Source organism: Streptomyces sp. NPDC048254 (genome assembly GCF_043201895.1).
GTDB lineage: Bacteria > Actinomycetota > Actinomycetes > Streptomycetales > Streptomycetaceae > Streptomyces.
Window position 1 is genome coordinate 40,580 of record NZ_JBICZJ010000008.1, and the last position, 19,526, is coordinate 60,105.

Sequence of the window (19,526 nt, forward strand, 5' to 3'; positions counted from 1 at the left end):
CGGCCCCGAACCTCAAATGTTGCTCTGAAGCGGCAGGCAACGCGGTTCGCGGACGCGCTCCGGGGCCATACCCCCGTCAATCGGATGAGGAGGGGGAGTGCCATGACCATGGAGCGGCTGGGAACGGGCATCGGCTGGCGGCCGGAGATCGCCGACGCCGTGGAGCGCATGCCCGGTATCGACTGGGTCGAGGTCGTGGCCGAGAACACCTGCCCGGGCCACCTCCCCGAGTCGCTGCGGCGGCTGCGCGAGCGCGGGGTGACGGTCGTACCGCACGGTGTCTCCCTGGGCCTCGGCGGCGCGGACCGCCCGGACGAGAACCGGCTCACCGCGCTCGCCGAGCGGGCGGAGGCGCTGGGTTCCCCGCTGGTCACCGAGCACATCGCGTTCGTCCGCGCGGGCGGCCCGCTGACGGCCTCGCCGCTCCTGGAAGCGGGACACCTCCTCCCCGTCCCCCGCACCCGGGACGCGCTCGACGTCCTCTGCGAGAACATCCGCGTCGCGCAGGCCGCACTGCCCGTGCCGCTCGCCGTCGAGAACATCGCCGCGCTCATCTGCTGGCCGGGCGAGGAGATGACCGAGGGGCAGTTCCTGTACGACCTCGTCGACCGCACCGGCGTACGGCTGCTGATCGATGTGGCGAACCTGCACACCAACCACGTCAACCGCGGCGAGGACCCGGCCAAGGCGCTCGCCGAACTCCCCGTCGAGGCCATCGCCTACGTCCATGTCGCGGGCGGCTTCGAGCGGGACGGCGTCTGGCACGACAGCCACGCCCACCCGGTGCCCCCGGCGGTCCTGGACGTCCTGACCGACCTCGCGTCCCGGGTCACGCCGCCGGGAGTGCTGCTGGAGCGGGACGAGAACTTCCCCGAACCGGGCGAACTGGAGCGGGAGCTGGCGGCGATCCGCGGGGCGGTGGCGGCGGGGGGCGCGGACACCGGCCGCCGGTTCGATCCCCCGGCGCGGCCGACCGGGCCCGAGGTGACCGACGCCACCCGGCAGCGCGTCGGGCTCGCACAGACCGCGGTGCTGTCCGCACTGGTCGCGGGGACTCCGGTGCCGGAGGGGTTCGACCGGATGCGGATGGGGGTGCAGGCGCGGGCACTGGCGTCGAAACGGGCGGACGTGGTGGCGAAGGTGGCCCCGGAACTGCCGGAGATCCTGGGGGCGGGGTATCGGGCGGCGTTCCTGGCGTATGCGCAGGAGCAGCCGATGACCAGGGGTTACCGGCGGGACGCCCTGGACTTCGCGGGGGAGCTGCTGCGGGCGGGGCGGCTGGGGGACGGGGGCTCTCGTCGGCGGCTGGAGGAGTGGTGGCTGGAGCGGGCGGGGTCGGCACCTCGGCGGTCGCTGGCGCGGAGGGCGCTGCTGCGGCGGGGGTAGCGGCCGGGGGGAGGCACGACTGACGCGGCTGAGCAGCGCCCCGTCAGGGGCGCGGGGCTGTATCGACATGCGGCTCCGCCGCGTGGGCGCGACCAGCCCCCACGCACCCGCAGCCGAACGACCATTCCCACCCCCTCGGTAATATGCCAACCCCGTACGGCAAAGCTCCACCGTGCGGTGCAGGAGGCATCATGCGCGCGCGTCCCCGACCCCCCGTCCAAGGCCGAGGCATATTCACCGGTACCGGGCTGATCATCGCCTGTCTCGCGGCGACCCTCGCCGCCCTGGTGTTCCCGATCTGGTCGTACGCCGACCGCTCGGACCCGACCGGCACGGTGAACGTGCTGAGCGCCCAGACCGTGTCGACCCGCTACGGCCCCCTGTCGGCCCAGGACCGGGACTTCATCGTCAAGGTGCGGCTCGCCGGGCTCTGGGAGCTGCCGGCCGGGGAGATGGCGGAGCAGAAGGGCACCACCCAGGCCGTACGGACCGCCGGCCGGCACCTCGTCGACGGTCACGCCGCCCTCGACGCGCACGTGCGCGACGTCGCCGCCCAGCTCGGCGTGCCGATTCCCAACCAGCCCAACGACCAGCAGCGCCAGTGGCTCGCCACGCTGACCGAGGCGCAGGGGCAGGACTTCGACCGGCAGTTCGCGAACATCGCGCGGCTGGCCCACGGCCGGGTCTTCTCCGTCGTCGCCCAGATCCGCGCCGGCACCCAGAACACCCTGGTCCGCGATCTCGCCGACGACGCCAACACCACCGTCCTGGACCACATCAAGGTCCTGGAGGCCACCGGGTACGTCGACTTCGCCGCCCTCGCGCAGCAGTTGGCGGTCACCCCCTCCCCCGCCGCCTCACCGCCGGTCTTCGCGCCGAGCGACGCGATCCCGGTCGTACCGTCACCGGCACCGGCCCCGCCGTCGGACTCGACGTACCCGCTGCCGCCCGCCGCCTCCAGTCCCCCGCCTCCCGACAGCCCCTGACCTGCACGGGAAACGGAACGTCACGTACCGACAACACTCGGTCCGGAATATGAACAGGGCATGGCGTTTCCCAAGCCCCTGGCATAGAAACGCGTCATGTTCTGGGTCCTTCTCCTGCTCCTGGCCTGGGCCGTCGCCGGCACCGCCTGCACTCGGCTGTGCCTGGCCGCCGTACGCACCGCGGCCACCGACACGGACCCGGGCCGGGAACACGGTCTGACGTTGTACGAGGCCGCTTTCCTGTCCGGCGGACCCGCACGGGTCGCCGATCTGACCCTGGTGTCCATGGCCCGCCAGCAGCGGCTGCTGCTCGCCCACACCGGCTGGGCGACCGTCGTGGACCCGCTCGCGCGGGACGAGATGGAGCGCTCGGTGATAGGTGCCATCGGGCCGGAGGGGCAGTCGCGGATAGCGCCGGTGCGCTCGGCGGCGGCCGGCGCGGACGCCGTGCGGAGTCTCGGCGAGGGGCTGGTGCGGGCCGGGCTCGCGGTGCCGGACGTGGCGGCGCGTACGACGGTCGCGGCGGGCGTGCGTCAGGTCCGGGCCGCCGCGCTCGCCGTGTTCGGCCTGGGGGTGGTCGCCCTCGCGCTGCCCGCCCCGACCGAGATGCCCCGCGACCTGGTCGCGATGTGGTTCGCGCTGCCCCTCACCCTGACGTTGAGCTGCCTGGCCATCGCCCGGGTCGAGGTGCACCCGTACGCGCGCTGGGCCTCCCCGGCCGGGCAGCGGCTGCTGGGCGGGCTGCACCGGCGGGCGAACCGGGCGGCCGACGACCACTCGCTGCTCGCCTCCGTCGCCGTCCGCGGTATCCGCGCGATCGGTGAACCGGAGCTGCGTGCGGCCTTCGCACACCGGGACCAGCTCCCGCGGGAGTGAGCGGGGGCGTATAGGGGCATTGGGGCCGACACCGGCCGATGGTGCTTGCCTTCGCCGACAACCGGTCGAAATATCCCTTTTACTGCTGCCGTGCAGTCGCTGCGGTGCCGTTGCTGCCGCGCCACGCAGCGACCGCACCGAAAGGGATACGCCATGAGAGCCCCCGTCCTGTATTCGGCAGCCGGGTCCCTGATCCTGACCACCCTGGCCGCCGCCCCGGCCGGGAGCGCACCCCGCGTCCCGGACGCGGCGACCACCGAACTGCGCGGTACCGCCGTGGCCGCCGCCCGGGCGCGCGCGGAGGGCATCGACTTCGGCAAGTGCGCCGCGGGCCTGGACTTCCCGAGCACCTTCCAGTGCGGCACGCTGAGCGTCCCGCTGGACTACGCGCATCCGGACGGCAAGCAGATCAGACTGACCGTCAGCCGGGTACGGGCCACCCACAAGGACCCGCACAACAGCAAGCGCAAGGTGCCCCGGCAGGGCACCCTGGTCTACAACCCAGGCGGCCCCGGTGCCTCCGGCATGGCCTTCCCGATGGTCGGCGCACTGCCCGAGTGGAAGCGTCTGGCCGCCGCCTACGACCTGGTCGGCTACGCCCCTCGCGGGGTGGACCGTTCGGCGCCGCTGTCCTGTGTGGACCCCAAGCGGTTCTTCAAGGCGCCCTCCCCGTCACCGGCGCACCCCTCGGCGGCGTACAAGAAGGCACGGGTCGCGGAGGCGAAGGCGTACGCGCGCGGCTGCCTCAAGCGGTCCGGGAGCAGGCTGAGGTACTTCACCTCGCTCAACAACGCGCGTGACCTGGACGTGCTGCGCGCCGGGCTCGGCGAGAACCGGCTGACCTTCATGGGCGCCTCCTACGGCACCTACTTCGGCGCGCTGTACGCCACCCTGTTCCCCTCGCACGTACGGCGGATGGTGCTGGACTCGGCGGTGAACCCGGACCCGGCGCAGATCTGGTACCGCTCCAACCTGGAGCAGTCGGCCGCGTTCGAGAGCCGCTGGGCGGACTACCGGGAGTGGATCGCCAGGCACGACGACGTGTACGGGCTGGGTGACACGGCCGCGAAGGTGCAGGCGAGTTACGACCGGGCGAGCAAGCGGCTGGCCAAGAAGGCGGCCGGCGGGAAGGTCGGACCGGGGCAGCTGCAGGGCGCGTTCCTGTCGGCCGGGTACTACGACGACTACTGGCCGAGCCGCGCGGAGGCGCTGTCGAAGTTCCTGAAGGGGGACGCGAAGCCGCTGGTCCGGCTGGCGGCGCCGACGCCGGCGACGGCCGCCGCGGCGGAGAACGGCAACGCGGTCTACACGGCCGTCGAGTGCAACGACGCGGCCTGGCCGACGGACTTCAGGACCTGGGACCGGGACAACACCCGGCTGGCGCGGGTGGCGCCGTTCGAGACCTGGGACAACGCCTTCATGAACCTGCCCTGCGCCTACTGGCCGGTGCCCCGGCAGAAGGCCCTCGACGTCCGGACGGGTCCCGGTGAGCTGCCGCCGACGCTGATCCTGCAGGCGGAGCGGGACGCGGCCACGCCCTACGCGGGCGCGTTGGAGATGAACCGGCGGCTGGCCGACTCGGTGCTGGTGACCGAGCGGGACGCGGGCACCCACGGCATCGGCGGCGGCCCCAACAAGTGCGTCAACGGCTATCTGGAGGCCTACCTGCTGGAGGGCCGGCTCCCGGACCGGCGGGCGTCCTGCACGGGGCACCCGGAGCCGAAGCCGGCCGGCCACGCCCCGCAGAAGAAGCTGCGGGACTCCCTGAAGGGCAAGACCGGCCGGCGCTGAGCGTCGTCAGGCGAGGCCCGCGACCAGCTCCGCGACGTCCTTGCGGCGGCCCGTGTAGAAGGGGACCTCCTCGCGGACGTGCATCCGGGCCTCGGAGGCGCGCAGATGACGCATGAGGTCGACGATGCGGTGCAGCTCGTCGGCCTCGAAGGCCAGGATCCACTCGTAGTCGCCGAGCGAGAACGAGGCGACCGTGTTGGCGCGCACGTCCGGGTAGCCGCGGGCCATCTTGCCGTGGTCGGCGAGCATCCGGCGGCGGTCCTCGTCGGGCAGCAGGTACCAGTCGTACGAGCGGACGAACGGGTACACGCTGACGTAGTTGCGCGGCGTCTCGTCGGCGAGGAAGGCCGGGATGTGCGAGCGGTTGAACTCGGCGGGGCGGTGCAGCGCCATGTTCGACCAGACCGGCGTGAGGGCACGGCCCAGCCTCGTGCGGCGGAAGAGGTTGTACGCCTCCTGGAGCTGGTCGCTGTCCTCGGAATGCCACCAGATCATCAGGTCCGCGTCGGCGCGCAGACCGGAGAGGTCGTAGGTGCCGCGCACGGTCACGTCCTTGGCGGCGAGCTGGTCGAACAGCTCCTGGACCTCGTCGGCGTAGCCCGTGCGGTCCTCGGGCAGCACGTCCTTCAGCTTGAAGACCGACCACAGGGTGTAGCGGATGACCTCGTTGAGGTCCTTGGCCAGCTTGCCCTTGTTCGGGATCCGCTCGGGGGCGGTGGTGGGGGCGTCGTCACTCATGGTCCTTATTCTCCCGCTCCGCCGTGCAGGCTCTGCACCGGGTTGGCGGTGAGCTCCCGCACCGCCGCCAGGTCACCGCCCAGCTGGTCGACCGCCGCGTACGCGCTCGCGATGCAGGCGGGGATGCCCACCCCGTCGTACTGGGCGCCGCAGACCGCCAGGCCCGGGAGTCCGGCGACGTGCTCGCGGACGCGGGCCACGCGCGCGTGGTGGCCGACGGGGTACTGGGGCAGGCCGTCGGTCCAGCGGGTGACACGGGTGGCGAGGGGGTCCGCGGCCAGGCCGGTGGCGGCGCGCAGGTCGTGCCGGGAGACGTCGACGAGGTCGCCGTCCGCGCGTCCCAGCACCTCCGTCTCGCCGTACCGCCCGACCGAGGTGCGCAGCACGACGACGTCCGGGTCCTCGTCGGCGATCCAGCCCCACTTCTGGGAGGCGAAGGTGGCGGCCTTGATGGTGCGGCCGTCGACGGGCGGCACCAGGAAGCCGCTGCCCTCGGGAAGGGCGAGGTCGGCACGACGGTAGGCGAGGGTGATCAGGGCCATCGAGGCGTACTCGACGGCGGCCAGTTCGGCCGCGGCGGCGGGCGCCTCGGCACGCAGCAGGCGGGCGGCGACGGGAGCCGGGACGGCGACGATCACGGCGTCCGCGTACCGCACCCGGTCACCGGCGACGACCCGCCACCCGGTGCCCGGGCCGCCGCGGCCCGCCTGGCGGTCCCCGTGATCCGCCGCCCCGGCGCCCGCCCGCGCGGGGCCGGATCCGCCGGCCGGTGAGCCGTCGTGGCCGAAGTCCCGCGCCGTGCCCGGTCCCACCCTGCGCAGTTCGGTCACGGGTGCCCCGGTGACGATCTCGCCCCCGCGTGCCCGCACCGAGTCGGCCACCGCGAGCGGCAGGGTGCCGACGCCGCCCTCGATGCCCATGAACACCGGGCCCGTCTGCTGGTTGGCGGCCGCCTTGGCCTGGATCTCGCGGACGGCCTCGGTCAGCGAGTCGTGCGTCCTGGCGGCCTGGTAGAGCTGCGGGACCGCCGAGCGCATCGAGATGCGGTACGCGTCGCCCGCGTAGACCCCGCCGAGCAGCGGCTCGACGAGCCGGTCGACGACCTCCCGGCCGAGCCGCCCGGCCACGTACTCCCCCACCGCCACGTCGTCGCCGACCTCGGTGCGGGGCAGGTCGGCGTCGCGCTCGATCCGCGCGAGGCCCTCCTCGGACAGCACACCGGACAGGGCGGCGGCGGTGCCGGGGACGCCCATGACGTGGCCCTTGGGCATGGGGCGCAGGGCACCCCGGGTCCAGATCGAGGCCGTGGCGGTGGCCGGCGGCCGCAGCCGGTCGCCCAGCGCCACCTCGCGCGCGAGGGCGACCGCCTCGGGCCGGCGGGCCAGCATCGACTCGGCGCCCAGGTCGACCCGCACACCCGCGATCTCGCCGGGCAGCAGCTTGCCGCCGACTCTCTCCGAGGCCTCCAGCACGGTCACGCGCACGCCGCGCTCCAGCAGCCGGTGGGCCGCGGCGAGCCCCGCGATCCCGGCGCCGATGACCACGACGTGCCGCCCCGTGCCCGTAACCGTTGCGCTCATGACCCCCACTCTCTCAGACCCCTCTGACACTCCCGCCCGGGCCCGGTGACCCGTACGCGTCCGGACCGTGACCGCATCGGGATCACCGCGGCCAAACGTCCGGCCCCGCCCCGGCGTCGAAGGAGCATCAGTCATCACGTCCCCCGGGGGAAACCATGCGACATCCCGTACGACCCGTCCTCGCCGGCCTGCTGCTCGCCTGCGCGCTCGTCCTCACCGGCTGCGGCGCCGGTGACGACTCCGGCGGGTCCGCCGGCGACTCCAAGGCCGACCTGGGCAGCACGGCCCAGGACGCGGCGGGCTCGGCAGGCGCCAAGGAGAGCAGCGGCAGGGGCACCGACAAGGCCCCCACGCTCACGGTCAACCACATCATCCGCACCGCCTCCCTGACCGTGCAGGTCAAGGACGTGCCCAAGGCCCTCGACGAGGCCCGCACCACGACCGAGAACGCCGGCGGCTACGTCGGCAACGAGACCACCACCCGGGGCTCCCAGGGCCACGAACGCACCCGCGTGGTCCTCCGGGTCCCCACCGAGAAGTACGACGAGGTGCTCACCGACCTCCAGGGCGCGGGCAAGCTGCTCGACCGCACCGCGAAGGCCCAGGACGTCACCGACCAGGTGGTGGACGTGGACAGCCGCATCAAGTCGCAGCGGGCCAGCGTGGCCCGGGTCCGCGAACTGATGGACCGGGCCACCAAGCTCAGTGACGTGGTCACCCTGGAAGGGGAGTTGAGCAGCCGGGAGGCCGACCTGGAGGCGCTGCTCGCCCAGCAGGCGTCCCTGAAGGACCGCACCAGCCTGGCCACCATCACGCTGTCGCTCACCGAGACGCCGGTGAAGAAGGCCGCGAAGGACGACACTCCCGGGTTCGTGGACGCGCTGGCCGGCGGCTGGCACGTCTTCGTCACGATGCTGCGCTGGATCGCCCTGGCGCTGGGCGCGGCCCTGCCGTTCGCGGCACTGGCGGCCCTGGTCGCGTTCCTGTGGTGGCGGGTCGTACGCCGGCGCCGTACGCCCGGTGGGGAGGCCTGAGCACGCCCGAAATTCCCTCGCCCCGTAGCGTGTTCGCATGGACATGAGCGGTGGACGGGAACGACTGGTGGTGATCGGCGGGGACGCCGCGGGCATGTCCGCGGCGTCCCAGGCACGCCGGCTGCGGGGACCGGACGAGCTGGAGATCGTGGCCTTCGAGCGCGGCCACTTCAGCTCCTACTCGGCGTGCGGCATCCCGTACTGGGTCGGCGGTGACGTGGCGGAGCGGGACCGTCTGATCGCCCGCACGCCCGAGGAGCACCGGTCCCGGGACATCGATCTGCGGATGCGCACGGAGGTCACGGAGATCGACGTGGCCGGGAAGCGGGTACGCGCGCGTGACGTCGATTCCGGCGCCGAGTCCTGGACGTCGTACGACAAGCTCGTCATCGGGACCGGCGCCCGCCCGATCCGCCCCGACATGCCGGGCGCGGACGCGCCGGGGGTGCACGGTGTGCAGACCCTCGACGACGGCCAGGCCCTGCTCGACACGCTGGCACGCACGCGTGGCCGGCGTGCCGTGGTCGTCGGCGCCGGCTACATCGGCGTCGAGATGGCCGAGGCGATGATCAGCCGGGGCTACGAGGTGACGGTCGTCAACCGCGGCAGCGAGCCCATGTCCACGCTCGACCCGGACATGGGCCGCCTGGTGCACGAGGCGATGGAGGGCCTCGGCATCACCATGGTCAACGACGCCGAGGTCACCAAGGTGCTCACCGGCCAGGACGGCAGCGTCCGCGCGGTGGCCACGGAGGACGGCGAGTACCCGGCGGACGTGGTGATCCTGGGCATCGGCGTGCGCCCGGAGACGAGCCTCGCCCAGGCGGCGGGCCTGCCCGTCGGCGAGCACGGCGGCCTGCTGACCGACCTGGCGATGCGGGTCCGCGGCCACCAGGACATCTGGGCGGGCGGCGACTGCGTGGAGGTCCTGAACCTGGTCTCGGGCCAGGAGCAGTACATCCCGCTGGGCACCCACGCCAACAAGCACGGCCAGGTCATCGGCACCAACGTGGGCGGCGACTACGCCACGTTCCCGGGTGTCGTCGGCACGGCGGTGAGCAAGGTCTGCGACCTGGAGATCGCCCGCACCGGCCTGCGCGAGAAGGACGCCCGGCGGGTGGGCCTCCGGTTCGAGGCGGTCACCATCGAGTCCACGAGTCGCGCCGGCTACTACCCCGGCGCGAACCCGATGACGGTCAAGATGCTCGCGGAACGCCGCACGGGACGCCTCCTCGGCATGCAGATCGTGGGGCGGGAGGGCGCGGGCAAGCGGGTCGACATCGCGGCGGTGGCCCTGACGGCAAAAATGACGGTGGACCAGATGACGGCCCTGGACCTGGGCTACGCACCCCCGTTCTCACCGGTGTGGGACCCCGTACTGGTGGCGGCGAGAAAGGCGTCGGCCAAGGTACGCAAGGGGACTTCCTGAAAGAGGGCGCGGTCACTTGTCCAGGGGCGCGGGGCTGTGTCGACATGCGGCTACCGCCGCGCGGGCGCGACCAGCCACAGCGCACCCGCACCCCGCGACGACGATCAAGCCGTCCCGCTGATCCTCGGCAACGAAGTCACCCCCGCACCACCCGGCGCAGCCGCGGCAGCCGGCTGCTCGGCCCCCGGCCGCGCGTGCGCCGCCGCCGGCCGGGTCGACCGCAGCCGGTTGCTCACCGCCTCGTCCAGCGTCACCGGCCGCTGCATCTGCGCCGCCAGCCGCCCTGCCTCCTGGCCGAGCCGTGCCACGTCCTCCCAGGGAAGCCGCACCACAAGAGAGATCTCCGCCTCGCCGTCGGGCATGGCCTGCATGGGAGGGAACCCCTGGGAAGCAACCCGCTCGTTCATCGCCTGATCCTCACATCGCCTGAAACATCACCTGAAGCTCATCGGTCGCAAGGACATACGCACCCGCGCGTGCCGACGTTCACCGAGCCGCTCCGCGCTTCGGGCGCCCCCGCCCTGGGCACTAGTCAGCTGTGGTCATCCCCGTCCATGACGTCAATCCGGTGCGGCGCACGCCGTACGTGACGTACGCGCTCATCGCCGCGAACGTCCTCGTCTTCCTCTTCACGCCCGGCATAGCCGGCTCCGTGGCCGGCGGCAGCGATCTGGCACAGCTGTGCCATCTGCAGGCCTTCACGGACCACTACGCGGCGGTCCCCAGAGAGCTGATCCACCATCAGTTGCCGGGGCTGGTCCCGACCGGCGCCGTGGGCATCGGCCAGAACGGCCCCGGCTGCGTCGTCGGCCCGCCCTCCTACGACAAGTCGCCGGTGCTGTCCGTCTTCACGGCGATGTTCCTGCACGGCAGTTGGCTGCATCTGCTGGGCAACATGCTGTTCCTGCTGATCTTCGGCAACAACGTCGAGGACCGGATGGGCCACGTCCGGTACTTCCTCTTCTACGTCGTCTGCGGCTACGCGGCCGGCTACGGCTTCGCGCTCCTCAACGACACCTCGGCGGACCCGCTGATCGGCGCGTCCGGCGCGATCGCCGGCGTCCTGGGCGCCTATCTCGTCCTCTACCCGAAGGCCAGGGTCTGGGTGCTGGTCCCGTTCCTGGTCTTCCTGCCGCTGCGGCTGCCGGCCTGGCTGGTGCTGGGCTTCTGGTTCGTGCTCCAGGCGGTGTACTCGTCCGGCGAGGGCGTCTCCGACGCGGGCACGGTGGCGTACGCGGCGCACATCGTCGGCTTCCTCGTGGGCATGCTGCTCGCCTGGCCGCTCAAGCCGGGCACGCCCCCGCCGCCGGAACCGCGCGGCCTGCTGTTCGGCAGGCGGGCCCGGCCCCGGCACGGCTGGTAGCGGACGGGGTCAGCGGGCCGTCTCGGTGTGGACGTACTCGGTCAGCCGGGTCAGCGCGTCCGGGTCGGTGGACGGCATCACGCCGTGGCCGAGGTTGAAGACATGGCCCTCGAGACCGGCGGCCGCGTCGAGCACCTCGCGTGCCTTCGTCTCCACCGCGTCCTTGCCGGCGAACAGGACGGTCGGGTCGATGTTGCCCTGGAGCGCCTTGCCGGGGCCGACACGGCGGGCGGCCTCGTCGAGCGGGACCCGCCAGTCGACGCCGACGACGTCCGCGCCGGCCTCGCCCATGAGCCCCAGCAGTTCGCCGGTGCCGACGCCGAAGTGGATGCGCGGGACGCCGTACCCGGCGACGGCCTCGAAGACCTTCGCGGAGGCGGGCAGTACCGAGCGGCGGTAGTCGGCGGGGGCCAGCGCGCCGGCCCAGGAGTCGAAGAGCTGGACGGCGGAGGCGCCGGCCTCGATCTGCACCTTGAGGAACGCGGCCGTGATGTCGGCGAGGCGGTCGAGCAGGTCGGCCCAGAGCTCCGGGTCGCCGTACATCATCGCCTTGGCGTTCTCGTACGTGCGGGAGGGGCCGCCCTCGACGAGGTAGCTCGCGAGGGTGAACGGGGCGCCGGCGAAGCCGATCAGCGGGGTCGGGCCGAGCTCGGCGGTGAGCAGGCCGATCGCCTCGGTGACGTAGGAGACGTCATCGGGGGTCAGGTCGCGGAGCTGGGCGAGGTCGGCGCGGGTGCGGATCGGGCGCTCGACGACCGGGCCGACGCCGGGCTTGATGTCGAGGTCTACGCCGATGGCCTTGAGCGGGACCACGATGTCGCTGTAGTAGACGGCCGCGTCCACGTTGTGCCGGCGGACGGGCTGGAGTGTGATCTCGGCGACCAGCTCGGGCCGCGTGCACGACTCCAGCATGGGGATGCCCTCGCGCACCTTGCGGAACTCCGGCAGCGAGCGACCGGCCTGCCGCATGAACCACACGGGGGTGTGCGGCACGGGTTCACGCCTGCACGCCTTCAGGAAGGCACTGTCGTACGTCGCTGTCGGCTGCTGGCCCGCTGGGCTTCCGTTCGCACTCACGACGGCAAGTCTCGCACGCCCCGGAAGCCGACCCGGCCGCGCCCTTACGTGGTCCTTAGGTGGTGTCTCTCCCTGCGCGAAGGCGTCGTTCCCCTTACTCTTCCCCGCATGGCTGCGGCTCAGGGACGACTGTCGGACGGCGCTGGCGGGATGGGCGAGGGGAAGGACAACGGGGAGGGCGAGGGACATACGGGGAGTACGGCGCCACCGGCCTTCCGGGCCGCGGTCGACGCGCTGCGCGGCGCACGGCTGCGGCCGCAGGTCGAGGTGGAGCCGACGCCCGCACCGCAGCGTCTGGCCCCGTTCGCGTACGCCGTGGAGGCGGCGGTGGTCGACGGCGAGCAGGACCTCGCCGACGGCCGTCTGGTACTGCTGCACGACCCGGCCGGGCACGACGCCTGGCGTGGCACGTTCCGGCTGGTCACGCTGGTGCGCGCGGAGCTGGAGCCGGAGATGGCGGCCGATCCGCTGCTGCCGGACGTCTGCTGGTCGTGGCTCACCGGTGCCCTGCAGGCGCGCGGTCTGTCGTACGGGGAGCCGAGCGGGACCGTCACCCGGGCGAGTTCGCACTACTTCGGCGGGCTGTCCGAGCGCCCCGCCGCCTCGCAGATCGAGATCCGGGCCTCCTGGACGCCCCGGGAGGGCCGCACCGGGGTTCCGGACACGGCGGCGCACCTCGCTTCCTGGTGCGACCTGCTGGCGCAGGTCGCGGGACTGCCGCCGGCCGCCCCCGGAGACGCCTCGGTGGTCACGCTGCCGCAGCGCCGCGACCCGCAGGCGCGCTAGCCACCCCGCCCCGCTATTTCCGTCATGTCCGACATTGACGGAGGACTCGTCCACCCGAGTCCCGTCGACTCACCCTTCGTTGACCATCTCTTTGTCGATACGGCCACTTTCTGTCCCGTACGACAACGGCCCGAACCGATTCGATCTTCGGATGATCGATCGCGTGTCCGAATTGCACGTATTGTTACTCACCAGATCGTGATCATTCTCTAAAGGCGGACGGGTTTGATGCCGAAGACGACTGTGACCTTGAAAGCACGGTTCGTCCCGGCTTCTTCCCCACAAGCCGGCCCCCGTCCCCCACCCCAGGAGGCCTGGTGTCCGTTCTCCTCGAGCAGCCCGCAAGCCTGGTCGCCTACCGCCCGAACAAGCCCACCGCCATGGTGGTCGTGGCCGACCCGCGCGTCCGCTCCACCGTCACCCGCCACCTGTGGGCGCTCGGCGTGCGCGATGTCATCGAAGCCTCGTCCATCGCGGAGGCTCGTCCCCGCATCGGCAACCCCCGCGACATCTGCGTCGCCGACGTCCACCTCCCCGACGGCTCCGGCCTGACCCTCCTGTCGGAGACCCGTGCCGCGGGCTGGCCCAACGGCCTGGCCCTGTCCGCCGCCGACGACATCGGCGCCGTGCGCAACGCCCTGGCCGGCGGGGTCAAGGGCTACGTCGTCACCGGCACCCGCACCAACATCGGGCTCCCCACCCGGCCGGGCGCCGCCCCCATCGGTTCCGCCGCCGCCCGCATGCACCGCCGCCCCCCGGGTGCCCCGAACCACCCGGGTGGCTACCGCGAGCTCTCCGGCCGTGAGGTCGAGGTGCTCCGGCTGGTCGCGGAGGGCCAGTCGAACAAGGCGATCGGCGTCTCGATGGGCCTGTCCGCCCTCACCGTCAAGAGCCACCTCGCCCGCATCGCCCGCAAGCTCGGCACGGGCGACCGCGCCGGCATGGTCGCCGTCGCCCTGCGCACCGGCATCATCCACTGACCGGTCGCGAGTTCACCGACGTGAACCGGATCGGCCGCTGGTCCGCTGCCGCGTCGTCCCCCTGTCGTCCCCCGCTCGTGGACCTGATCTTTCACCGACCTGACTGGTTTACGACCCTCAGGTGCCCGTCGACGGAACGTTCCGTCGACGGGTGCCGTCCACACACAGATACCCTTGACATGTGACCGACGCCCAAGACACCGCAGCAGACAGTTCACTGCGCACCACCGGGGGCACTCCTCCGGACGACGCCGGATCTTCTGTGACGGGGGCGCCGACTCCCCTGCTGGAGCCGCGTGAGGGCATTCCGCCCGTGGTCGCGGACGAGGACGCGCTCGCCCGGGTGATCGCCGCGTTCGCCGCCGGCTCCGGTCCCGTCGCCGTCGACGCCGAGCGCGCGTCCGGCTACCGCTACGGGCAGCGCGCCTACCTCGTCCAGCTGCGCCGCGAGGGCGCCGGGACCGCGCTGATCGACCCCGTCGCCTGCCCCGATCTCTCCGGCCTCGGCGAGGCGCTGGCCGGCGTCGAGTGGGTGCTGCACGCGGCCACCCAGGATCTGCCCTGTCTGCGCGAGATAGGCATGATGCCCGGCAGCCTGTTCGACACCGAGCTGGCCGGGCGGCTGGCCGGCTTCCCGCGGGTCGGACTCGGCGCGATGGTCGAGAGCGTCCTCGGCTTCGTCCTCGAAAAGGGCCACTCCGCCGTCGACTGGTCGACCCGGCCGCTGCCCGAGCCATGGCTGCGGTACGCGGCGCTCGACGTCGAGCTGCTGGTGGATCTGCGGGACGCCCTGGAGAAGGAGCTGGACCGGCAGGGCAAGCTGGAGTGGGCACGGCAGGAGTTCGACGCGATCGCGTCCGCGCCGCCGGCCGAGCCGCGAAAGGATCCCTGGCGCCGGACGTCGGGGATGCACAAGGTGCGTCGACGCCGGCAGCTGGGCGTGGTGCGGGAGCTGTGGCAGACGCGGGACCGGATCGCACAGAAGCGGGATGTGTCGCCCGGCAAGGTGCTCAGTGACGCGGCGATCGTGGAGGTCGCGCTCGCGCTGCCGGCGAACGTGCACGCCCTCTCGGGGCTGAACGGCTTCGGACACCGGATGGGGCGGCGGCAGCTGGAGCAGTGGCAGGCGGCGGTGGACCGGGCCAAGGCGCTGCCGGACGCCGGGCTGCCGCTGCCGGGGCAGCCGGTGACGGGGCCGCCCCCGCCGCGGGCGTGGGCCGACAAGGATCCCGAGGCGGCGGCCCGGCTGTCCGCGGCGCGGGCCGCGGTGTCGGCGCTGGCCGAGCAGCTCAACATGCCGCAGGAGAACCTGATCGCGCCGGACTCGGTGCGCAGGCTCTGCTGGGAGCCGCCGAAGGTCATGGACGCCGAGACGGTGGGAGCGACTCTGGCGGGGTACGGCGCGCGGCCGTGGCAGGTGGAGCAGGTGACGACGGCACTCGTGACGGCGCTGTCCGCCTAGGCCGGTCCCCCGGGCCGTTCCCTCGCCGGCTCGCCGGGTACCGGCGCGGGAGCTCCGGACTCGGCCCTCCAGCGTGCATCAAGGCACTGCTGAAGAGCCGATGTCCGCGGTGGTCCCGCTTCTAGTCCAGGAGTTCGCCGGCGTGCTCCGAGGGCTCTTCGAGTTCTTCGGGTGCCTCGTCCTGATCCGGTAGTTCGTCCGCCGGTTCGCCCGGCGGCAGGTCCGGGTCGGATGCGCCTTCGAGGAACGCGGCGTACAGGTTCTTGCCCCGGTCCACCGAGAAGTCGATCTCCGGCAGGAGTTCCGGAACCGCGATCGCGGTCACCAGATTGCGGTACATGCGCGAGACCCGCGCCTCGACGTTCCCCATGTGCCGATCGAGGGTGTTCGAGATCAGCACCAATCCGGCCCAGGCCCCCGCGACCTGGTGTGCCTGTTCCTCCAGATCGACGAAGGGTTTCAGCTCCCCTCGTCGCCGGGCCTCGGTCAACTGCCCTGTGTTGAACACGATCCAGTCCGGCCAGGGCGTTCCGTAGGTTTCTGGTGCAGTGCCGTGGAACGACAGCATCAAGGCGGCCTGGAGAGCGCTCTCCCTGGAGATGCGATGGGCCAGGATCATGCCTATGTCGACCAGTTCCTGGAGCATGATTCGCTGCTTCTGCAGCCCGTCCATGCTCAGTGTGTCCTCCATGATGGCCGACGCCACTTCGAGCTTTCCGCCGGGGAAGTGCCGGTAGAAGGCCCCCTTGCTCGTCCGCGCGGCGGTAATCAGGTCGCTTACCGAAGTCCCTTCGTAACTGTCCGCCACGAAGAGCGCGCCGGCGCTGTCGAGGATTCGCTGCCTCGTGTCAATGGCGCGTTGCTGCCGTCGTCGCGGCCTACGCAGGTTGCTCATTCGATCTCGCCTTCGAGTCCCGTTCGCCGGTTGCCCGCCCCCGCGAGTTTTCTCGAAGCCCTGAAAAACCGCACCACATTCTCGGGCCAAGGAATTCCAGGACTTCACGACAAGCCGGAAAATACCGCGTACGCGTAAATCAGCCTCCCGATACTACCCCGAGGGGTCAGAGCCGGTGCGTGGCGCCGGAAGGGTTGGTCCGCGCCCACGGAGGACCGCCGTACGGCATCAGACGTACGTAAGGGCTCCTACCGCCTTTCGGCCATGACCTCCCCCGTTAAGCGGAATGCGGGCTCCCGCCCGCATTCGACGCCCTGGCGGCACTGCGACCGACGTTTGCTTGACGTCACAGCGTCCGAGTTCCAGACTTGGCGCCGGCACAACAGACCAGGCAGTCCCTTCTGTCACTGGCCACATCCCGGGAGCCGTCCAGACCGTCCTGCACTCCGAGGACGCGAACCGGCCTCTCCCTGCGGAGGAAGACGGTCACAGCAGAAGAGACCGACTGGTCCCAACAAGACCGGGTGGCGTCGTACGACGGGTCGAGCGGTCCAGCGGACCCGCCGTCCCGTCACACCCATCCGCACGGGGGGCACATGCATTCCGATCGCGTTCGGACGAAGTCCGCCGAGCCATCGGCGTCGCTGTACGGCCCGGCTTCGTCCGCGACGCGATCCGCATTCGGTTACAGCCCCTGTGGTCGGCATCCGTGGAGTAAAGGCGCGGATACCCGACGCAATTGCCTCGTCCTCGTCCGTCACGTGCGCGTGAGTAACCCCGGCGGCCGGTTGCCCGCCCGCACCCGCTGACCCGCTTCGGCCTCACACCCGTCCGCTTGGGAGCTCGCACCGATGACCACCCCCGCCATCCCCGCCGCCCTCGCCGCGACCGTCGTAGGGACCGACCCCGCCGCCGGCACCGCGGCGGTGATCGCCCCCTACGACGGCGGGGTCCCGTATCCACGGGCGTTCGCCCGGCACGGCTGGCGGACGGTGGCCGTCGTCCCGGAGCGCCGCCTGCGGCCACCGGCATACCAGAGCTCGCCGGTACCCGTCGGATACACCGGCACGGTCGTGCACCGCGGCGTCCGGCAGACGGTCAAGGCGCTGCGGGCGCTGGGGGTGTCGGCCGTCGTCGCGGGCAGCAGCGGGGGCATCGAGCTGGCCGAGCGGATCGCCTGGCAGCTCGGCCTTCCCGGCGCCGATCCGGCGTGCTCACCGCTGAGGTACGACCGCGGGGCGCAGGCGGACCGCCTGGCACGGGCCGGGATCCCCGCTCTGCGGGGCATCCGCACGACGAGTCCGGCCGACGCCGTGGCCTGGGCGCGGACCCGCCCCGGGCCCGGCTACCTGCTCGCCCCGGCGGCCACCGGAACCCCGGTCGACCCGGTGGAGTGCGGAGACGAGCGCCAGATCAACACTGCCTGGCCGGCCATGCGGCACGCGGCCGTGCAGCACTCCGGCAGCGCGCACCTGGTGCTGAGCGAGCGGCCCTCCCGGCTGCAGTACACGGTCAACACCGCCACCCGTCCGGGCCCGGACGGCCGCCCCGAACACGTCGTCACCGACCTGTGGGCGGACGTCCACACCGGTGACGGCCGACCGGACCGTACCGATCTGCTCCCTCCGGGCAGCCCGCCGGCACAGACCCTCGCGCTGCGCACCATCCGGGCGCTCGACGCGCTCGGCGTGGTGTGCGGCCCGGTCACCACCCGGCTCGCGTACGGCGCCGATGAGGAGTTGCTGGTGATGTGCGCGCTGGCGGCGCCCGTCGTGACGCCGGCCGACGAAGCGCTGCGGGCGGCGACCGGCCGCAACCGCGCCGCCGACGCGCTGGGCGCCTGGATACCGCCGGCCGCCGGCGCCCGGTGCACGCCCGCTCCGAGCGGACAGCACATCGTGCGGGTGCACCTGCGTCCGGCCGCCGGGATCGCCCCGTGGCTGGGAGCCGTCCTGCGCGCGCTGCCCACCGTGGTCGCGGCGAGCGAGATCCGCACGCCGGGTGCCCCCGTGTCCGCCGAGGCCGTGCTCAGCAGCAGCGAGCCGCGGGCCATCGAACGGGACTACCGCGTCATCCGCGCGCTGGAGCACCACGGATGACGCTCTCCGGGCCGTCCGTGATCCCACGGCCCTCCTCCTGCGCACACCACCACCCGAGAGGAACCCTCGTGCTCACATCCCCCCGGCCCCGGGCCGCCGCCCGCCCCGCCCACGCCCCGGACGACCGCCCCGTCCGCGCATCAGGCCCGCACGGCCCACGCCTGATGGCGCGGAACGCCCGCATCCTGGAGCTGGCCGTACGGCACTCCGACCCGCACCCGACCACGGCGCTGCGGGGCGCTCACCGCGTCGCTCGCCGCATGAAGCCGTTGTAGGTGAAGCACTGCAGGCACAGGAAGACGACCAGCGTCGGCAGGATCACCAGGATCGCTCCCGCCGAGATGATCTCCCAGTGGGCTCCGTAGGGGCCGCGGAAGCGGAACAGGGACGTCGAGATCACGCCAAGATTCTGGGACGGCATGTAGAGGAAGGGGATGTAGAAGTCGTTGCAGACGGCTATGCCCTTCACGATGACGACGGTCGCCGTCGCCGGTTACAGCAGGGGCAGGATGATCCGGCGGTAGATGGTGAACGCGTTCGCGCGGTCCAGCCGGGCCGACTCGTCCAGGGAGATCGGGATCGAGCGGACGAACTGCAGGAAGATGTAGATCGAGACGATGTCCGTGCCCATGGAGAGGGCGACCGGCGCCCAGCGGGTGTCCAAGAGGCCGAAGCTGTTGACGATCTGGAAGGTGGCCACCTGGGTGGTCACCCCGGGGACCAGCGCGGAGGCGACACGGGACCGGATCTTCGCGGCGGCCCGGAAGCTGGGCCGGGTGCCGAACACTACGGCGCGATCGCCGGCCGGAGCGCGGGTGGACGTAGTAGGGCTCGCGATCTGCCGGCCCGCGCCGATACCGGGCTACCGGGCTCGACCCCTTCTACACGGGGTTCATCTCGGGCGTGGAGAATGTGCTGACCGAGCGCTCCTGCTCGCTGCTGCTGCGGCCGGCAGGTCGCGCCCACGCGGCGGAGCCGCATATCGATACAGCCCCGCACCCCTGAAGGGGCGCTGCAGCACATGTGACCTTCGCCGCTCCGACC

17 protein-coding genes and 2 pseudogenes are annotated in these 19,526 nt (G+C 72.3%); 13 read left to right on the top strand and 6 right to left on the bottom strand.

Annotated elements, in window-relative coordinates; genetic code table 11:
• Positions 1-108: 108 nt before the first annotated feature.
• From ACGFZQ_RS22960 to ACGFZQ_RS22975, 4 genes are all read left to right on the top strand, one after another.
• Positions 109-1,386 carry a DUF692 domain-containing protein gene (locus tag ACGFZQ_RS22960; RefSeq protein ID WP_393842094.1) on the top strand — a complete coding sequence of 426 codons (1,278 nt, stop codon included), beginning with the start codon at positions 109-111 and terminating at the stop codon, positions 1,384-1,386.
• Between the two features lie 191 nt (positions 1,387-1,577).
• Entirely contained in the window at positions 1,578-2,372 is a 795-nt protein-coding gene (locus ACGFZQ_RS22965; protein ID WP_393841857.1) for a DUF4142 domain-containing protein, read from the top strand.
• A gap of 96 nt (positions 2,373-2,468) precedes the next feature.
• A complete protein-coding gene (locus ACGFZQ_RS22970) occupies positions 2,469-3,248 on the top strand; it encodes a TIGR04222 domain-containing membrane protein (RefSeq protein ID WP_393841858.1) in 780 nt (259 codons plus the stop codon).
• 153 nt (positions 3,249-3,401) lie between these two features.
• A complete protein-coding gene (locus ACGFZQ_RS22975; protein WP_393841859.1) occupies positions 3,402-5,039 on the top strand; it encodes an alpha/beta hydrolase in 1,638 nt (545 codons plus the stop codon).
• Between the two features lie 6 nt (positions 5,040-5,045).
• Here the strand turns inward: ACGFZQ_RS22975 and hemQ are convergent, their stop codons facing one another.
• Together hemQ and hemG are read right to left on the bottom strand one after the other, a co-directional pair.
• Entirely contained in the window at positions 5,046-5,777 is a 732-nt protein-coding gene (gene hemQ, locus ACGFZQ_RS22980; protein WP_351729024.1) for a hydrogen peroxide-dependent heme synthase, read from the bottom strand.
• Between the two features lie 5 nt (positions 5,778-5,782).
• Positions 5,783-7,357, bottom strand: coding sequence for a protoporphyrinogen oxidase (hemG, locus tag ACGFZQ_RS22985; RefSeq protein WP_393841860.1), 1,575 nt, complete (start codon positions 7,355-7,357; stop codon positions 5,783-5,785).
• Positions 7,358-7,512: 155 nt separating this feature from the next.
• Here hemG and ACGFZQ_RS22990 point away from each other — a divergent pair, with 155 nt between their 5' ends.
• Together ACGFZQ_RS22990 and ACGFZQ_RS22995 are read left to right on the top strand one after the other, a co-directional pair.
• On the top strand, positions 7,513-8,391 hold the full coding sequence (locus ACGFZQ_RS22990) for a DUF4349 domain-containing protein (protein ID WP_393841861.1): 879 nt from the start codon (positions 7,513-7,515) through the stop codon (positions 8,389-8,391).
• Positions 8,392-8,428: 37 nt separating this feature from the next.
• Positions 8,429-9,820: an FAD-dependent oxidoreductase gene (locus ACGFZQ_RS22995; RefSeq protein ID WP_393841862.1), complete on the top strand. Its 1,392-nt coding sequence runs from the start codon at positions 8,429-8,431 to the stop codon at positions 9,818-9,820.
• A 104-nt stretch (positions 9,821-9,924) separates the two neighbouring features.
• Here ACGFZQ_RS22995 and ACGFZQ_RS23000 read toward each other — a convergent pair whose 3' ends face one another.
• Entirely contained in the window at positions 9,925-10,191 is a 267-nt protein-coding gene (locus ACGFZQ_RS23000; protein ID WP_351710377.1) for a hypothetical protein, read from the bottom strand.
• A gap of 167 nt (positions 10,192-10,358) precedes the next feature.
• Here ACGFZQ_RS23000 and ACGFZQ_RS23005 point away from each other — a divergent pair, with 167 nt between their 5' ends.
• Complete coding sequence (locus tag ACGFZQ_RS23005; protein WP_351729014.1) at positions 10,359-11,183, top strand: rhomboid family intramembrane serine protease; 825 nt, start codon at positions 10,359-10,361, stop codon at positions 11,181-11,183.
• A 9-nt stretch (positions 11,184-11,192) separates the two neighbouring features.
• Here ACGFZQ_RS23005 and hemE read toward each other — a convergent pair whose 3' ends face one another.
• Entirely contained in the window at positions 11,193-12,260 is a 1,068-nt protein-coding gene (gene hemE / locus ACGFZQ_RS23010) for a uroporphyrinogen decarboxylase (protein WP_393841863.1), read from the bottom strand.
• Between the two features lie 108 nt (positions 12,261-12,368).
• On the opposite strand from hemE, the gene ACGFZQ_RS23015 reads away from it, so the two are divergent.
• The 3 genes from ACGFZQ_RS23015 to ACGFZQ_RS23025 all read left to right on the top strand — a co-directional run bounded on the left by ACGFZQ_RS23015 (position 12,369) and on the right by ACGFZQ_RS23025 (position 15,488).
• On the top strand, positions 12,369-13,046 hold the full coding sequence (locus ACGFZQ_RS23015) for a DUF3000 domain-containing protein (protein WP_382538276.1): 678 nt from the start codon (positions 12,369-12,371) through the stop codon (positions 13,044-13,046).
• 317 nt (positions 13,047-13,363) lie between these two features.
• Positions 13,364-14,026, top strand: coding sequence for a response regulator transcription factor (locus ACGFZQ_RS23020; RefSeq protein WP_351710385.1), 663 nt, complete (start codon positions 13,364-13,366; stop codon positions 14,024-14,026).
• A gap of 181 nt (positions 14,027-14,207) precedes the next feature.
• On the top strand, positions 14,208-15,488 hold the full coding sequence (locus ACGFZQ_RS23025; RefSeq protein WP_393841864.1) for an HRDC domain-containing protein: 1,281 nt from the start codon (positions 14,208-14,210) through the stop codon (positions 15,486-15,488).
• Positions 15,489-15,609: 121 nt separating this feature from the next.
• Here the strand turns inward: ACGFZQ_RS23025 and ACGFZQ_RS23030 are convergent, their stop codons facing one another.
• Positions 15,610-16,383 carry a TetR family transcriptional regulator gene (locus ACGFZQ_RS23030; protein WP_393841865.1) on the bottom strand — a complete coding sequence of 258 codons (774 nt, stop codon included), beginning with the start codon at positions 16,381-16,383 and terminating at the stop codon, positions 15,610-15,612.
• Between the two features lie 851 nt (positions 16,384-17,234).
• Between ACGFZQ_RS23030 and ACGFZQ_RS23035 the strand changes: the two genes are divergently transcribed.
• Both ACGFZQ_RS23035 and ACGFZQ_RS23040 read left to right on the top strand, forming a co-directional pair.
• Positions 17,235-18,482: a hypothetical protein gene (locus tag ACGFZQ_RS23035; RefSeq protein ID WP_393841866.1), complete on the top strand. Its 1,248-nt coding sequence runs from the start codon at positions 17,235-17,237 to the stop codon at positions 18,480-18,482.
• A gap of 68 nt (positions 18,483-18,550) precedes the next feature.
• Complete coding sequence (locus ACGFZQ_RS23040) at positions 18,551-18,757, top strand: hypothetical protein (protein ID WP_393841867.1); 207 nt, start codon at positions 18,551-18,553, stop codon at positions 18,755-18,757.
• On the opposite strand, the pseudogene ACGFZQ_RS23045 reads toward ACGFZQ_RS23040, so the two are convergent.
• Positions 18,724-19,218: pseudogene (locus tag ACGFZQ_RS23045) on the bottom strand (carbohydrate ABC transporter permease); the annotation flags it as partial. The gene ACGFZQ_RS23040 and the pseudogene ACGFZQ_RS23045 overlap by 34 nt on opposite strands.
• On the opposite strand from ACGFZQ_RS23045, the pseudogene ACGFZQ_RS23050 reads away from it, so the two are divergent.
• Positions 19,196-19,430: pseudogene (locus ACGFZQ_RS23050) on the top strand (LacI family transcriptional regulator); the annotation flags it as partial. The pseudogenes ACGFZQ_RS23045 and ACGFZQ_RS23050 sit on opposite strands and share 23 nt — an antisense overlap.
• Positions 19,431-19,526: the final 96 nt, after the last annotated feature.

Excerpts from the sequence above, each read along its gene's own strand:
- ACGFZQ_RS22965 (WP_393841857.1), top strand. The coding sequence starts at position 1,578 with ATGCGCGCGCGTCCCCGACCCCCCGTCCAAGGCCGAGGCATATTCACC.
- hemQ (WP_351729024.1), bottom strand. The coding sequence starts at position 5,777 with ATGAGTGACGACGCCCCCACCACCGCCCCCGAGCGGATCCCGAACAAG.
- ACGFZQ_RS23035 (WP_393841866.1), top strand. The coding sequence starts at position 17,235 with ATGACCACCCCCGCCATCCCCGCCGCCCTCGCCGCGACCGTCGTAGGG.
- hemG (WP_393841860.1), bottom strand. The coding sequence starts at position 7,357 with ATGAGCGCAACGGTTACGGGCACGGGGCGGCACGTCGTGGTCATCGGC.
- ACGFZQ_RS22970 (WP_393841858.1), top strand. The coding sequence starts at position 2,469 with ATGTTCTGGGTCCTTCTCCTGCTCCTGGCCTGGGCCGTCGCCGGCACC.
- ACGFZQ_RS22990 (WP_393841861.1), top strand. The coding sequence starts at position 7,513 with ATGCGACATCCCGTACGACCCGTCCTCGCCGGCCTGCTGCTCGCCTGC.
- ACGFZQ_RS22960 (WP_393842094.1), top strand. The coding sequence starts at position 109 with ATGGAGCGGCTGGGAACGGGCATCGGCTGGCGGCCGGAGATCGCCGAC.
- ACGFZQ_RS22995 (WP_393841862.1), top strand. The coding sequence starts at position 8,429 with ATGGACATGAGCGGTGGACGGGAACGACTGGTGGTGATCGGCGGGGAC.
- ACGFZQ_RS23015 (WP_382538276.1), top strand. The coding sequence starts at position 12,369 with ATGGCTGCGGCTCAGGGACGACTGTCGGACGGCGCTGGCGGGATGGGC.
- ACGFZQ_RS23030 (WP_393841865.1), bottom strand. The coding sequence starts at position 16,383 with ATGAGCAACCTGCGTAGGCCGCGACGACGGCAGCAACGCGCCATTGAC.
- ACGFZQ_RS22975 (WP_393841859.1), top strand. The coding sequence starts at position 3,402 with ATGAGAGCCCCCGTCCTGTATTCGGCAGCCGGGTCCCTGATCCTGACC.
- ACGFZQ_RS23000 (WP_351710377.1), bottom strand. The coding sequence starts at position 10,191 with ATGCAGGCCATGCCCGACGGCGAGGCGGAGATCTCTCTTGTGGTGCGG.